Below are 15,884 nucleotides of genomic sequence, written 5' to 3' on the forward strand. Positions count from 1 at the left end.
TGCTTATCCCGTAATTGTTTCAGGTGTAACAGGAAGACGCTGCGCGACGCCGAATTTGATGTAAATCACGGAACGAAAGGGGGCCGGGGCTCAAGTTTTCTGCAGGCAATCCGTAATACAAAATGCTGCGCACCGATCGCCGCGAGACTTTTTTACCGCCCACGTTCCGTCATGAACCTGAACGCCCTGTTTTCCCGATTCACGATCCGGACCCGGATCTTCTCCACGCTTGGCCTGGTTGCGGGCCTGCTCGTCATTTCCGGGCTGATCGGCCTTGCCGGCATGCAAAGCTCGAACCGCGCGCTCGATGAGGCGTATACCGGCCAGCTGGCCTCGAAGACGGCGCTTTCCGCGGCGACCCTGAACCTGACGATCGTGCGCACGACGCTCGACCGCGCGATGCTGCATCCCGAGGCGCCCGAAGTGCCGGATCTGCTGTCGAAGGCGGACAACTACCTGTCGAAGGCGGACGCCGCGTGGCGCACCTATGCGGCAATGCCGCACGACGGCGACGAGAGCGCGCTGGCCGGCCGCATGGACGCCGCGCGCCAGGCGCTGATCGGGCAGGCGCTCAAGCCGATGTCCGATGCGATTCGGGCCGGCCGCCGCGACGAGGCCGACCGGCTGCTGATGACGGTCGCGCCGCCGCTGTCGGTCGCGCTCACGCAGGCGACCGATGCGCTCGACGCATTCCAGGTGGCGCGCGGCAAGGAGGTGTTCGACACCGCGCAGACGTATTACGAATGGCTGCGCATCGGCGCGGTCGCCGGCATCGCGTTCGGCCTCGCGGCATGCCTCGGCTGCGCGATCGGCCTGCATTTCGCGATCTCGCAGCCGCTCGCGCGGCTGCTGGCGCACTTCCGCCGCCTGTCGGACGGCGACCTGACCTCCGAGGTGCGCTGGGCGTCGCGCGACGAGATGGCCGAACTGGTCAAGGGCGTGCAGGGCATGCAGTCCAGCCTGGCCGACACCGTGCGCCAGGTCACGCGGGGTTCCGAGGCGATCGTCACCGCGACGCACCAGATTGCCGCCGGCAACACCGACCTGTCGCAACGCACCGAGGAGCAGGCCGCCGCGCTCGAGGAGACGGCCGCGAGCATGGAGCAGCTGACGGCGACGGTGAAGCAGAACGCCGACAACGCGGCCGAGGCGCAGGCGTGCGCGGACAGCGCGTCCGAGATCGCGTCGAAGGGGGCGACGGTCGTCGGCGAGGTGATCGGCACGATGAACGAGATCGACCAGAGCTCGCAGAAGGTCGCCGACATCATCGGCACGATCGAAGGGATTGCGTTCCAGACCAACATCCTCGCGCTGAATGCCGCCGTGGAAGCGGCGCGCGCGGGCGAGCAGGGCCGCGGCTTCGCGGTGGTCGCGGGCGAGGTGCGCACGCTCGCGCAGCGCTCGGCCACCGCGGCGAAGGAGATCCGCACGCTGATCGGCGAATCGGTCGAGCGTGTCGCGAACGGCTCGCGGCTCGTCGGTGTGGCCGGCACGACGATGCAGGACATCCAGCAGGCGATCGCGCGCGTGACCAGCATCATGTCCGAGATCGCGGCGGCGTCGAACGAGCAGCGCGACGGGATCGAGCAGGTGAACCTCGCGGTGTCGCAGATGGATCAGGTGTCGCAGCAGAACGCGGCGCTCGTCGAAGAGGCGGCGGCGGCGGCCGCGTCGCTCGAAGAGCAGGCCGATGGCCTGCAACGCGCGGTCGGCGCGTTCCGGGTCGCGTAAGCGGGTTTGGTCAGCCCAGTCCGGGCGACCACCCTTACACCCCCGTGAGCTGCGCAGCCGCGCGCGCCGATGCGACGAGCAGCAGCTTCATCGTCGCGCGGGTCGCGCCGACGAACAGCTTGCGGGCCGCGCGCGCGTCGAGCGTGTCGAAGTCGATCTCGGTGAGGATCACGCACGGCGCCGACTGTCCCTTGAAACGATAGATCGAATCGAGCAGCACGTCGCCGTCGTGGTATTCGGGGTTGCCGAACAGATCGTACTTGCCGGTGAAGCGCTTGACCTGGTGCGGCCCGAGCTGGTCGAGCGCCGCGAGCGCCGAGCCTTCGCGCCCGCGGTACGACAGCACTGCGATGTCCTGCTTGCGGAACCCGAGCGACAGCGCCTGCGTGATCGCGCGCTTGGTCGCGTCGATGCACGCGTCGGCGAGCGCGGCGGGTGACGCGTTCGCATCGCCGTAGGCGGACACGACGAGATCTGAGCCGTCGAACGGGCTGCCCGAGCGCAGCTCGGCCGCCAGCGGCTCGACGCGGCCGACGACGTCGCGCACGAAATCGAGCAGGTCGCGCGGGCTGCGGTAGTTGGTGAGCGCCTTCAGCGAGACCCAGCCCGGCAGCGCGACCGGCTCGCGCATGTAGAGGTTCTGCAACGGATCCTCGAGCCACCACCACGCGCCGTCCGGCGCGAGCAGCCGCTCCAGCGCGCTCGCCCATGACGGATGGAAATCCTGCCCCTCGTCGACGATCAGCACGTCGAAGCGCCAGCGCTCGGGCACCGGCGTTTCCGCGAAGCGGGCCTCGAGCCGCCCGAACGCGTCGGGCGCGTCGAAATCCGGCGTGTAGCCGCCGTCGCGCGCGACCCAGTCGCACAGCTGGTGGTAGTTCGCGATCTTCGCGCCGGGCGGCGCGATGCGCGCGATGTAGTCGGCGAGCGGCCGGTTGAAGCAGACGTAGAGCACGCGCCGGCCCGCGGCGATCGAGTCGCGCATCGCCTGCACCGCGAGCTGCGTCTTGCCCGAGCCCGCGGTGCCGATGACGCGCAGCCGGAACGGCGTGAACTCGAGCTGGCGCGCCCACGAGGCGAGGCCGCCGGACAGCCGCGTGACGAGCGTGCCGGCCTGCCCGACGAGCGCACTCGTATCGGGCGTGAGCGCCAGCTCGTCCGCGAGGAAGTGATGGATCTTCGGTGCGTTCGCGACGCGCGGCTCGTCGGCGGGCAGGATCTGCTGAATGACCTGCGCGAGCTGCGCCTTGCGCGTCGAGTCGACGATGCGCTCGGACGGGACGCCCGCGATCGCGGCCTGCCGGATCGTGTAGTCCGGGCAGTAGAGCAATGCCTCCACGCCGTAGACGCCCGCGCCGAGCGAGGCGGTCAGGCGGCGGTGCAGCGTCTCCTGCGTGCGCGCGAGCTGGATCGGCACGTTGCGCTCGGTCTGCAGGTAGACCTTGACGAGCCCCTTCGGCGTCTCGCGCAAAAAGCCCGCCTTCTGCTCGATCAGCAGGACGCGCCCGGCCGGGCTGACGACGACGAACGCCGCTTCGCCGAACACCGAGAAGCCCTGTTCGGCGCGGGTCCAGTGCACGCCGTGGTACACGGTGTAGCTGTCCGGCAGCGCGTGTTCGAGTGCGGCGAGCGTCTCGCGCTCGCGTTCCGCCGCGCCGGTCGCGGCGAGGCTTTTCCAGTCGTCGGGGATCAGGCGGGCCATGAGGTCGGACGCGGCGGTTGCCGGCGTGGGCGTGAACGGGTGCGGCTATTGTACTGAGGAACCCGCTCGCCGCCGCGGTACGGCGCGTGCGCCGGCCATCCGGCCGATGGGGGCGGGCTGGGCGCTCAGCTCCGCGCGAGCCGTTTCGCGAGATCCGCGCTGAGGATCGCCATGCGCGCGGGTTTTTCGTAGCAGACCACGTCGAATGCGCGGATCACTTCGCTGATGTCCGCCTCGCTCGCTCGGCCGGTGAGCAGGTCGCCCGTCAGCACGAAAATCGGCGCGCCGGGATTGTCGGACGTGCGCACCGCCTTGATCCCGGTCGCCGCCGTGCAGTCGTCGAACAGCCATTCGGTGACGACCGCGTCGAACGCCTGGCCCTGCAGCGCATCGACGAATGCGGTGAGGCCGTCGAACGTAGCCGTCGCGAAGCCTTGCCGTTCGAGATAGCGGCACAGTTCGGTCGCGCTGACGCGATCGGGGTCGATCACGGCGACGAGCAGCTTGTCGCTCTCCGCGCGGCGCGGATAGATTTCGATCTTGTGCACGTCGTACGCGTTCTGATAGAGCACGCCGCTATGGCGCAGCACGCGCCAGTGGCCGTTCTGCTCGTACGCGACGAACTCGGGCCGCGCGCCGGCTTCGAGCGGCGCGCCGATCCACGCGGTGCACGGAATCTCGGCCACGCCCGCGTACAGCACGGCTTCCTGCGAATACGCGCCGACCATGCCGGGGTCGAGCGTCTGCGCGCCGAACAGTTGCGCGGCGGGCTCGCCGTAGGCTTCGGCGACTTTCTTGATCTGCGCGAGTGTCCACGGGCTGCTGCCGCGCAGTTTGCGGTGGCCCTGGGAAAAGCTGAGGTCGAGGATGCGGCACAGCTCGGTGGTCTGCTGCCGCTTGCCGATGCCGTTGCGGGTCATCAGCTCGCGCACGCGCTCGGCGACCGCGAGGGAATCCGTGGTTATTGCTTCAGTGGTCATGCTACGGGAGCGGATCGGTTCAAGACGACGCCTTGCGGCGGAACTCGTCGGACAATCTCGGGGAGGTTCAGTAGCGAGCCGACCGGCCACGCGCGGAAAAGATAACTTTACCGCAAAATGGCATCGGTTCCTCGTAGTAAAACACGTGATTGTGTGAAAGGTGTTTCCCAACGTTACACAGGATGTGCGTCTGTCCTGCCCGGGCAGCGAAGATTTAAATCCATTCAAAACGTCAGGGTGTCGATCCTGACTCGCATCGGCTCGATTGCGCTCGGATTGGCGCATAATCGGGCCGCCGTTGCGCTCAGGACGTGCGAACCACGCGCGATGCGCGGGGTGCTTGTCATTCAAAGCGGAGGTTGAGATGTCGGAGCATGCGGTTGTCGATGAAAACGGCTATCGGTGTTTCTGCGAGGCTTATGAGGAGCCTCCGGGCGTGTGGCGTGCACTGGTGCGATTCGAACGAAAGAGTGACCACGCCGCGATGCAGGCGCACATCCCTGGCATGACGCACAAAATCGACGAGACGTTCGCGACTCATCATGAAGCGATGGGCGCTGCGAAAGCGTATGCCAGGTACAAGGCGTCTCAGGATGAGACGGGCCTGTAGCCTGTAGAAATCGGGGTTTGACGTCGCTGCTATCGGGTCGGATTGCAATATCGGCGTTATTGCGTGTTCAATCTGACTGCTGCATTTTCAAACACGCCCGGCGCGCTACCGACGATCAGGAAACAATGACGACGACCTATCCGCTTCACGCCAACCTGACCCGCGCCGACGCGGCATTTCCGACCGATGCCGACGTGGTGATCGCGGGCGCCGGCATCATGGGCTGCGCGGCCGCGTACTACCTGGGCTTGCGCGGCCTGAAGGCCGTCGTGCTCGACAAGTCCCGGCTCGCCGGGCAGCAATCCGCGCGCGCATGGGGCTTCGTGCGCCAGCAGGGGCGCGAAGCGCCCGAAGTGCCGCTGATGATGGCCGGCATGCGGATCTGGGAAGGACTGGAGGCCGAGCTCGGTTTCGATCTCGAATGGCGGCAGGGCGGCTGTCTCTATATTGCGGACAACGAAACGGCCTGGGCGTCGTTCCAGGCGTGGCTGGGCGTCGCTCGCGACCACGGGCTCGACACGCGCACGCTGACGCGCGCGCAGATCGACGAGCACGTCAGCGGCCTCGCCGTACCCGCGCTCGGCGGCCTCTATACCGCGAGCGACGGCCAGGCCGAGCCGCGGCGCGTGGCCGCCGCGTTTGCCGCGCGCGCGGCCGAGGCCGGTGCGCGCTTCTTCGAAGGCTGCGGCGTGACCGCCATCGAGACGGCGGGCGGCGTGGTCGTCGGCGTCGCGACCGAGCGCGGCACGATCCGCACGTCGCGCGTGATCTGCGCGGCCGGCGCGATGAGCTTCCGGCTGCTCGACGGCGTCGGCATCCGGCTGCCGCAGCAGGCCGTGCGCGGCACCTGCATGCGCACCAACGTGCTGCCGCCCGTTTCCGCGTCGACGCTCTGGGGGCACGGCCTCGGCATCCGCCAGCGCAGCAACGGCGCGATCAATCTCGCCGACGATATGCAGGCGGACGTCGACCTGACGCTCGGCCACCTGCGCGGGCTGAGCCTGTTCTGGCCGGCGTTCTGGTCGCAGCGGGAGAAATTCCGGCTCCGCCTGAACGGCGCCGCGTGGCGCGACCTGGCCGCGCGGGTCAACGGCGGACCCGGGCCGATCGAGCCGCGCGATCCGCAGCCGCAGCCGAATCCCGCGCATGCGCCGCGCGCGCTCGCGAAGCTGAAGGCGATCTTTCCGGCGCTGAAGGACGCGCAGGTCGTCGAGGCATGGGCCGGCCTGATCGACGTGCTGCCCGACGGCATCCCGGTGATCGATGCGCCCGGCAACCCGGCGGGGCTCGCGATCGCGACCGGCTTCTGCGGTCACGGGTTCGCGATGGGGCCGATCGTCGGCCGGCTGCTCGCCGAATGGGTCGACACCGGCGCGCCGTCGCTCGATCTCGCCGCGTTCCGCGCGCGGCGTTTCGCCGACGGCACGATGGTGCGGCCGCGCAGCGTGCTTTGACGGGGGCGGGCAGGCGACGCGCGCCCGTGGTACTCGTCCCATCGTAGAATCGACCCCCTATCTTTCAGGAGATCGCTCCGTTGGCTTCGCCCACCGCCCAGCGCCGGTCGTTGCGCTCCCGCTTGCGCCGCGCCCGCAACCCGTGGCAGGCGCCGCGCGCGCGTACGCTGTTCACGCGCCCCGCGACGTCGCCGCATCGCACGCTGCTGTTCCGTCTCGCCCTCGTCGTGTTCCTGTGCGCGCTCGCGTTCCTCGTGCTGTATCTCGATCGCGACGGCCTGCGCGATTCGACGAAGAGTACGCCGATGGGCATCGCCGACCTCGTCTATTTCACGATGGTCACGGTCGCGACGGTCGGCTACGGCGACATCGTGCCCGTCACCGCGCGGGCGCGCCTGATCGATGCCTTCTTCATCGTGCCGATCCGCATCGGCATCTGGTTCATCTTCCTGGGCACGGCCTATCAGTTCGTGATCCAGCGCGTCGTCGAGGAATTCCGCATGAAACGCCTGCAAAAGCAACTGACCGATCACATCGTCGTGTGCGGCTACGGCCTGTCCGGCTCGATCGCCGTGCGCGAGCTGCTCGAAAGCGGCGTCGATCCGGCGACGGTGATCGTGATCGACTCGCAGCAGCAGGCGCTCGAGGCCGCGACCTCGCTCGGTGTGGCCGGGCTGCTCGGCGATCCCGCGCACGAGGACCTGCTGCAGCAGGCGCAGGTGCGCGCCGCGAAGGCGGTGATCATCTCGGTGACCGACGATCCGACCGCGATCCTGCTGACGCTGTCGGTGCGCAGCATCGCGCCCGACACGAAGATCGTCGTGCGCATCCAGGAGAACCTGTACCAGCGGCAGCTGCGGCAGGCGGGGGCGGACGTGATCGTGTCGTCGACGAAGATCGGTGCGCTGCTGCTCGCGGATGCGGTGCAGAGCCGCTATATCGTGCCGTTCGTCAACGACATGCTGTCGACCCGCGGCCGCGCGACGCTGGTCGAACGGCCGGCGATGAAGCACGAGATCGGCTGCATGACGAACGTGGTGCCGGGCGCGATCGTCGTCGGGCTCGACCGCGGCGGCAAGATCCAGTCGTTCTATGAAGACCCGCCGTGCCGGATCCAGGCCGGCGACACGCTCGTCGTGATTCAGTCGGCGCGGATTCCGGATCCGGATGTGTGATGGTGGAGTGAGAAATAAAATCTATATATTTCAATAACATATTTTTAAATTTCTTTCCGGAATTTTGGCCGATTTCCAATGTGTAGGCGCCATATAGGCGTTTCAGGTCTGCATCGAGCCGCACCTGACGCGCGTGTCGCTGCAACTGATCAAGCAGGTGGCCGGGCAATGGGCGGTCGCTTTGCCGCAGGCCGAGCACCCGGTCGGCCGCTGGTTCCGATCGATCGTCGCGGAGCGGCTGATGGAGGAGGGAATCCGCACGCTCGGCGAGCTCGTTGCGCTGGTGTACCGCCGTGGCAGCCAGTGGTGGCGCTCGGTGTCGCGCGCCGGCGCCGGCCGGGCGCGCGTGCTGGTCGCGTGGCTGCGCCGACACGCCGACACGATCGATCCGCTGGTGGCGCCGGGCCCGGTCATCGGGCCGCTGCGCGGCCAGCTGGTGCTGCTTGAGCGGCTCGCTATGCCGCATCCGCTGTCCGGCGCGCAGGGCGGGAACTGCGCGCCGGCGTTCCCGTACGTCGCCGCACAGCACGACCTCGCGGCGGTGCGCGCGTACCTGCACCGCTACGACGATCGGCCGGCCACACAGCGGGCGCATCACTCGAGCTGGAGCGCCTGGTGTTGTGGTGCGCGCCAGCGCGGGTCGACGACTGCGAGGCGTACAAGGCGTTCCAGGCCACGCCGGCCGACGCATTCTGCGGGCCGCCGGCGTCGGGAGCGTCGGGCCGCTCGCGCCCGTTCGCGTGTCCGCGGTGCGCGCGCCGCGCGCGGCATTCGAGCGGCTGGTCAAGATGCGCGGCCTGGCCGGCAACCCGTGGGCCGCCGTCACCGAGCCATACTGGCCATCAGCACCAGGGGAATTGCGCGGTACTCGATCGCAGTTTAACTATTGCTGATACTTCTGCCGGACAGATCATCCTACGTACATGCGCGAATTGCCATATGATCTGAGTTTGTCTTTTCCGACGAAGCGATTCGAATCACGACTCACGCGCAACGATTTAATTGGCACGCGAAGCGCAAAGGTGGTGAAGAATATGTAACCAATTCGTCGCATTGTTTAATAATTGCGGTCGCGGTTCTGAGAGGGCAATACCGGCCGAGATTGCTTACCATGGGATGTCAGCATGAGCGGCGAAGTCTTGCTGAAGGCGCTGCGCGGCGGGCACGCGCAGTTCGAACGCATCGTCAAACTCGATACGCCGCTCGGCGACGACTGGCTCGTGCCGCTGTACGTCAAGATTCAAGCGCGGCTCGGGCGGAATTTCGAGGTAGTCGTCGACGCGTCATCGGTCGTCGGCGACAAGATCAAGCTCAACGCGCTGATGCTGCAACCCGTCACGCTCTGGATTCGCCAGACGGACGGTGGGTATCTGCCGATTCACGGCTACGTGCAGCAGGTTCGGCGTCTGGGAAGTGACGGATCGCTCTCATATTTTCAGCTCCGCTTCGCGTCCTGGTTGAGCTTCCTCAAACTGAGCAGCGATCGGCGAGATTGGCAGGAAACCGCAGGCTGGCAGATCCTGACCGACGTGTTCGATAAGCATCCGCAGGCGAATGGCCACTACGGGCTCGAGCTGCGCAGTGCGATCCCCTCGTATTCGCACCGCGTGCAGTGGGAAACCGACTGGAACTTCGTGCACCGAAGCCTGGAAGAGATCGGTGTGTTTCCGCGCTTCGATTTCGCGAAGGACGGCAAGTCGCATAAGGTCGTCATGATGGACGACCTCTATTTCGGGCCGTCGCTGCCGAACCCGGAGATGAGGTTCAGTCATGCGGGCACCGACGAGGATTTCGATGGGCTCACCCAACTGAGTGAACAGCAAGACGCACAAAGCGCGACGCTGACGCTCGGCACAGCCGACTACAAGCGGCCGGATCTCGACAAACAGGTCGGCATGCCGGCGGCCGACCTCGAGGATTTGCCAGGTCAAGGTGAGGACTATCTCTATACTGGCTCGCAGACTTGGGAAGCATCCGACGTCGGCGAGCAGCAAGCTCGCATTCGCACCGAGGAATGGGCGTCCCGGTCGAAGCGCTATTTCGCAATCGGTAGCCCGCGGTACGCGCTTCCCGGCTACTGGTTCAAGGTGTCGGGGCATCCCGTTCTCGACACGCAGCCGGAGGACGAGCGCGAGCTGTCGATTATCGCGAGCGACTGGCTGATTCAAAACAACCTGCCGGGCGTGGACGCGCTCAGGCGGTTTCCGCGCAGCCTGCGCAGTGAAATCGAACAGGTCCAGGCGGCCGGGACCAGCGCGACCGTGCGTCATCGCGACGGCGGCGTCGGATTTTTCCACGTCGAGATCGAGGCGCAACGCCGCAAGACGCCGTTCCGCAGTCCGTTCGAGCACGAGAAGCCGGAGATGCACCTGCAAACGGCGATCGTCGTGACGGATAGCGACGACGAAATCCTTACCGACGATGGCAACCGCGTGCGGGTCCGCACATCGAACAGCCGGAACGATCGCAATACAAAGTCGACGACGTGGATTCGCGCCGCAATGCCGGACGCCGGCGCGAAGCGCGGCGGCTACTTCCCGCTGCGCAAGGATGACCAGGTGCTCCTGGGATTCGTGAACGGCGATTGCGACCGGCCGGTGATCATCTCGAGACTGCATGGGGGTGCGACGATGCCCGTATGGCATACGCACGGCCTGCTGTCCGGCTTCCGGTCTCGCGAATACGGTGGCGATGGTTTCAACCAGCTCGTCATGGACGACTCGAGCGGTCAGAATCGGGCTCACCTTTACTCGTCAAGCTACAGCTCTCACCTTCATCTGGGTTACTTGATCGAGCAGTCCGACAACACGCGCGGCGCGTTCGTCGGCAGCGGCTTCGATCTCAAGTCGGAGGCGCACGGTGCGATTCGGGCGGTACGAGGCCTGTCGATCTCGACCCATCCGGCCGCAGTACAGCCGATGAACGTGTCGGCCGCGACTGACAGCTCGCGGCTGCGGAAGCCGTGTTCGAGACAGTCTCGCAGGCGAGCGAAACGAACCGGGCCGAGAGCCTGAAGGACGGCAGCGATGCGCTGAAGGCGTTTACCGAGATGACGCAGAGCAGCGTTCCGGGCGTCACGAAAGGTGGTCGCACGGCAGGGGGAGGAACAGGAAGTGCCAACGGCTTTGCGAAGCCGGCCATGCTGCTGTCGAGTCCGGCAGGTGTCGGGATCTCCAGCCAGCAGTCGCTTCATGCCGCGGCGAATCAACAGGTCAACCTGGTGTCGGGAAGGAACGTCAACGTTGCGGCCGGGAAGTCGCTTCTCGCAAGCGTCATGGACAAGATCAGCCTGTACGCTCAAAACCTCGGGATCAAAATCTTCGCGACCAAAGGCCCTGTCGAGATCCAGGCTCAGAGTGATGCGCTGACGATGCTCGCGCAGCAGGACATCATGATCGAGAGCGCGTCCGGACGGATGGTTCTGCGCGCGGAAAAGGAGCTGATTCTGAACGTCGGTGGTTCGTATATCAAGATCACGCCGAACATGATCGAGAACGGGACGTCAGGTCAGATTCTCGAGAAATGCGCATCGTGGGACAAGCCCGGTGCGTCGACCATGACGTTGCGCGATCCGTTGAACGGCACGCCCGTGTCGAAGCACGGCGGTTACGCGGACGATTTTTCCGGTTGATCCGGATTCGCCCCGTACGAGAAGCACGATAACGACTTGCGATTCTAATTGCCATGACGGACAAGCACCCTCCCAAACAACCACCGAAGAAACCTGAGCCCGAAGCAAAGCCCGCGTATACGCCTCTTGCATGGAGCTATCCGTTTTCGCCCGCGACCAAGGAGGGCGCGGCGCCGGACGCCACGGATCCCTTGACCTATATGAAGGTGCTTGCGACCGCTGAGGATGGTTTTTATCCGCTGGGCGCCAGCGGCATCTGGCATGGCGGCATTCACTTCGGTCAGAAGACCGGCGAGGCACTGAAACAGGACGAGGGCGTATGCGCGATCGCCACCGGGGAGATCGTCGCTTACCGGCTCGACAACGAGTGCCCCACGTTGACGTACCAGGACAAGCGCAACGCGTTGTATTCGCGGGGCTTTGTGCTGATTCGCCATACTCTGCAATTGCCGCCCGTACCGAAAAAGCCGGACCCGGCTCCTGCACCCTCGAATGCGCCACCCACATCGCCCGCGTCGGGCGCCAATGGGACACCGCCGGCACCGGCCTCTGCGCCAGCCCCGGCGCAGGCCCCGGCGCCGTCGAGTCCGCCTCCCGATGAAACGCTGACGTTCTTCAGTTTGTACATGCATACGCTCGACTGGAAAACGTATAAGGCGGCGCTTGATCAGCCCAAAACCGAAAACGCGGATCCCAAGGCGCCGCGGCTCAAACCTCTTCCGTACTGGGAAGCCGACCGCTCGTATCGAGCGTTGAAGCCGAACAAGCAGGACCTTCCCAAACCCAAGCCGATCAATCCCGACGCGCTCGGCGACGATCCGTCGCAGCAGCAAGGTGCGGATGATGCGCTGCCGGAGCCTGTATCGGGTGTTCGGGTTCGTATTACCCCGAACGGTAAGCTCCTCGGTTTGCTACCCGAGGGAACGGAACTCACCGTGAACGAGGCCGATAACGGCGGCCGCAAGGGGTGGGTAAAGATCACGAAGATTATTAAAGGCGATCCGGTGGGCCCAGTTGTAGGTCAACCACCGGATGTGCAGTTGAAGTACAGCTACGTGTTTCTTTCGGAACTGGAGCCGATTCCTCAGTCCGGCCCCGTCGATAAGGTGGTCGTGCTCAAGAAGCCCTACCCCGTCAACGCGGGAGACGTTGTCGCACATTTCGGGCAATACCAGCGCTATAGGGAAGCAAAGCTCACTCCTCCGGTACCGAGTCGGCCGTTGCTGCATCTCGAAGTCTTTGCCGGCTCCGATCTTCCGGCGTTCATCGCCAAGAGTCAGGCACGCGCGAAAGAACTGCCGGATAAAGACAAGCCGTTTCTGGAGGTTCTGGCGGGCGCAAAACTCGTGACGAAAGTTCCGGATTCGGATTACACCCTCGAGCAGACGGGTTTGAAGCTGGTACCTGTCGGCGATCCGAAATCGCGATGGGTCAAGGTGCAGCCCAAGACCGTAAAAATGCCTGCCGCGCAGCCGGAGCCAGCCGGGCCGGCCGGCAAGGGGAAGAAGCACAAGGAGAAGCCACCGAAAAAGCAGGCGCCGATCGAGACGCCGACCGGCAGTCCGTTCTGGATCGACAGCAGCCTGGGCTTGGTCAATCAAATGACGACGGCACCAGTCAAGGGCTGGAAAAACTTTCCGCTGAAGGTCAGCCAGGCGGACGGGCCCGGAACCGACTTCCGCAACGTGTTCCGGGTGGTCGATCTCGACAAGAAGGGTCCGCAAAGCTTGGCACGAGAAGACAAGGACACGAGCGGAAATACGAAACGCTGGTGGAACGTGATAGTCGGCACGAAAGAGGGCGGAACCCGTCAAGGCTGGGTGCGCGAGCAGGATCATCCGAAAGTGAAGCTGTGCAGCCCGTGGGACTGGCCTGGGTTCGATCTCGTCGACAACAGTTCGACCAAAATGGTCGACATGTTCAAGCGGTATCTGTTCGTCGCGGGCCTGGCCATGGGAGACGATCAAGACAACTTCAAGCCGAGTGCGGACGCGTTGGCCACCAGCGACCTCATCCAGAAACTCGAAATGGCCATTGACGCTAACCACGATGGCAAGGTAACCGCAGCGGAATTGGCGGATGCGCAGACAACGCAATGGCTGGCCGAGGCGATCTCGCACATGGTCGTGAAGAGCGAGAGCGAGTGGGGCGGTAACATGGGGAAGTGGGAGGACATCACGCCTCATATGAAGCTCGTGCCGTGGAAATGGCAGAACGAGATGGAGCGGATCAAGAAGCTGCAGTGGTGGGAAGAGGTTCAGGGGATTGACGCGAAGATTCTTCCGAAAGAGCCAAAGCCATGGCATTTTCACCCGATCGGGTTGATTGCGAATTTCATGGCTGGTTGTAGCGACAAATGCAAAACTGACGTGCTGGATTTTTCCACTACAGAGGGAATGTACTATACATCAGTAGAGGGGTTTCACCTTATCCTCGACTCGGAAGGATTTGGTGAAGTTCCTTACGTGCCAGGGAGCAAAAAAGATCAATCTAGCGGTGTAACAATTGGCTACGGTTATGATTTGGGGCAACAACCCGAAGCGACGGCTCGCGGCGATTTGAATGGTTTTTTTGCGGAGGCAGAGATCACTCGGTTCTTAACTGCGATCGGAAAACATGGGGATGGGGCGCGCGCCGTTGTTTCATCCTTTAGTGATATAAAAATATCCGAGCCAAAGGCGCTTGAGATGGCTAAGAAGGTTAAGCGCCGCTACGCTCAGTTTACCGTTGACGCATTTCCTGGTATTACGAAATTGCATCCGCATTGTCAAGGAGCGCTGCTCAGCTTGGTCTATAACCGTGGATCTCAATTAGAAGATAAGCCCGGTCAAAGATCGCGGGTTCACATGAGAAATATTAAGTCTGCCATTCAGAATAATAATTTACCTGAAGTTGCGGCGCAGTTACGTGCCATGAAAGTATTGTGGGAAGGAACCGGGAACGATGGCCTACTCAAACGACGAGAGAAAGAGGCTGTCCTGTTCGAGAAAGGTATGACTTGTGACTGCTGGAGATAGACTGTGACGAAGAATATTGTCTTTTGTGTCCTTATGCTTGTTTCCGGTGCCGCCTTTTCGAAGGTGGCTTGCAATGGCCAAACCAACGCGGAATTGACCAATTGTGCGCAAACAAATTACGAGGCTGCAGATAAAATTTTAAATAAAAGCTACAATGATTTTCTGATGAAAATGACCGCATCGGATAAGCAAAATCTCATTGCAACTCAGAGGGCGTGGGTTGTGTATAAGGAGAAATATTGCGGCGCGGCTTTTGATGCTACCGCCCCGGGGGCGGAGGCAGCTATTGATAAATTGACTTGTTTGACGTCAGTGACGGAGGCGAGAACGGATGAAATTCGCTATTTGGGGGCAGCGGTCGGAATGGATGTATTCAGGCGGTCGATTGCTGTAATGGCGAATTTGTATGAAAATGGAGATACTGGCAAGGTGATAACGAAGTTGATAAAAAATACCTCCGATGGAGATAATCCGAATTGGGTTAAATATGTAACCCTGAACTGCAAGATGACGGCCGCGAAGCTACAAGAAGAGCGCGACGCCTGCACGGCCAGGCTCAATTTCTTTAAAAATTGGTGACATTGATCTTCATTTCCCGTTAACGGAGAGCAGATGATCGATTTGATTCGCATCGGTGACGGCACTGACCACGGTGGTAAGGTCGAAACAGGCTCAACAACCATGCGCTTCGACGGGCGATACGTTGCGCGCAAGGGGGACCGCGTGTCTTGTCCGCAGCATCCCGATCTATCGCCCAACGTGATCGAGGAGGGCGATTCCTCGATGACGGACGACGGCATACCGATTGCACGGCACGGGCATCGGGCGACATGCGGTTGTCACCTCATCTCTAGCCTTATCTAAAAGAGCCGCGTAGTTGGGGCGATCTTGTGTGCGACGAACGCGCACGAGATCGTCATCTTGCGACTGCCGCGCGGCCAGCTCGGGTTAGGTAGTGAGACGTCGCCACACCGGCACGATCTCACCTACGATGGGGATCGAGGCGCCGGCGGAGGCCGGCGAACCCAGCGCTTGAACTGGTCAGCTCGACAGCTCGTGCTGCCCTTCGAGATCACGAGGGGTGTTAGGCTCGGATTCCGTCACCAACTCGCGATGTAGCTTGACGGCCGCCACGGGCGAGTCGACGACGGCATGGAGCGACGTTCCATCCCACAGCTCGACCGTCCACTTATCGCGCACGCGGCAGACACCGATCGTCCAGCCGCTGCGATGCGAATAGCCGAAATCGCTGACCACTGTCCAGCCAAGCGCAACCATCGCTTCGCGCAGCTCGAGCATCGGCGCCGTAGTCATGCTCGATTCCCGGGTATACATGCCAGGTGCGCGCGCATGCCGGCGTGCTCATACATCGGCTGCGCGAAGGCACCGCAATCGCGAACGTCGACCACTCGAATCAGGTGTCCACTCCGTTCTCGGCACCGTCCGGCGGCCATTGCGGCCGAAATACTGTACATATCAGGGGTTGGGCGGTACGCAAGATCCGGCCGGACATCGCATCAGCGGCATCAACCGAGCCCGGATCCGATCCCTCCGCGCCGCGCTGGCGGCCGATCGTACGATCGG

General features: G+C 63.7%; 10 protein-coding genes and 2 pseudogenes. 9 read left to right on the forward strand and 3 right to left on the reverse strand.

Annotated elements, in window-relative coordinates; all coding sequences use genetic code 11:
- Positions 1–171 precede the first annotated feature (171 nt).
- On the forward strand, positions 172–1,731 hold the full coding sequence (locus HWX31_RS17485) for a methyl-accepting chemotaxis protein (RefSeq protein ID WP_174959830.1): 1,560 nt from the start codon (positions 172–174) through the stop codon (positions 1,729–1,731).
- 34 nt (positions 1,732–1,765) lie between these two features.
- On the opposite strand, the gene HWX31_RS17490 is transcribed toward HWX31_RS17485, so the two are convergent.
- Both HWX31_RS17490 and HWX31_RS17495 read right to left on the reverse strand, forming a co-directional pair.
- A complete protein-coding gene (locus HWX31_RS17490; protein ID WP_174959828.1) occupies positions 1,766–3,433 on the reverse strand; it encodes an ATP-binding domain-containing protein in 1,668 nt (555 codons plus the stop codon).
- Positions 3,434–3,558: 125 nt separating this feature from the next.
- Positions 3,559–4,413, reverse strand: a complete 855-nt coding sequence (locus HWX31_RS17495) for a helix-turn-helix domain-containing protein (protein ID WP_010096915.1) — start codon at positions 4,411–4,413, stop codon at positions 3,559–3,561.
- A gap of 364 nt (positions 4,414–4,777) precedes the next feature.
- Between HWX31_RS17495 and HWX31_RS17500 the strand changes: the two genes are divergently transcribed.
- The 8 genes and pseudogenes from HWX31_RS17500 (at position 4,778) to HWX31_RS17535 (ending at position 15,164) form a co-directional block, all read left to right on the forward strand.
- Complete coding sequence (locus HWX31_RS17500; RefSeq protein WP_063800927.1) at positions 4,778–5,023, forward strand: hypothetical protein; 246 nt, start codon at positions 4,778–4,780, stop codon at positions 5,021–5,023.
- 125 nt (positions 5,024–5,148) lie between these two features.
- On the forward strand, positions 5,149–6,477 hold the full coding sequence (locus tag HWX31_RS17505; RefSeq protein ID WP_174959826.1) for an NAD(P)/FAD-dependent oxidoreductase: 1,329 nt from the start codon (positions 5,149–5,151) through the stop codon (positions 6,475–6,477).
- An 80-nt stretch (positions 6,478–6,557) separates the two neighbouring features.
- The gene (locus tag HWX31_RS17510) at positions 6,558–7,652 is read left to right on the forward strand and encodes a potassium channel family protein (protein WP_174959824.1); all 1,095 of its coding nucleotides are present in this window, start codon (positions 6,558–6,560) and stop codon (positions 7,650–7,652) included.
- Positions 7,653–7,767: 115 nt separating this feature from the next.
- Positions 7,768–8,485: pseudogene (locus HWX31_RS17515) on the forward strand (phage integrase family protein); the annotation flags it as partial.
- A gap of 291 nt (positions 8,486–8,776) precedes the next feature.
- A pseudogene (locus HWX31_RS17520) lies at positions 8,777–11,283 on the forward strand (type VI secretion system Vgr family protein).
- A gap of 53 nt (positions 11,284–11,336) precedes the next feature.
- Positions 11,337–14,300 carry a lysozyme family protein gene (locus tag HWX31_RS35195; protein WP_174959822.1) on the forward strand — a complete coding sequence of 988 codons (2,964 nt, stop codon included), beginning with the start codon at positions 11,337–11,339 and terminating at the stop codon, positions 14,298–14,300.
- Positions 14,301–14,303: 3 nt separating this feature from the next.
- Positions 14,304–14,879, forward strand: a complete 576-nt coding sequence (locus HWX31_RS17530; protein ID WP_174959820.1) for a lysozyme inhibitor LprI family protein — start codon at positions 14,304–14,306, stop codon at positions 14,877–14,879.
- 33 nt (positions 14,880–14,912) lie between these two features.
- Positions 14,913–15,164, forward strand: a complete 252-nt coding sequence (locus HWX31_RS17535; RefSeq protein WP_174959818.1) for a PAAR domain-containing protein — start codon at positions 14,913–14,915, stop codon at positions 15,162–15,164.
- Positions 15,165–15,341: 177 nt separating this feature from the next.
- Here the strand turns inward: HWX31_RS17535 and HWX31_RS17540 are convergent, their stop codons facing one another.
- Positions 15,342–15,614, reverse strand: a complete 273-nt coding sequence (locus HWX31_RS17540; RefSeq protein WP_174959816.1) for a hypothetical protein — start codon at positions 15,612–15,614, stop codon at positions 15,342–15,344.
- Between the last annotated feature and the right edge of the window lie 270 nt (positions 15,615–15,884).

Origin of the sequence: Burkholderia ubonensis (assembly GCF_902833085.1) — a bacterium.
GTDB lineage: Bacteria > Pseudomonadota > Gammaproteobacteria > Burkholderiales > Burkholderiaceae > Burkholderia > Burkholderia ubonensis.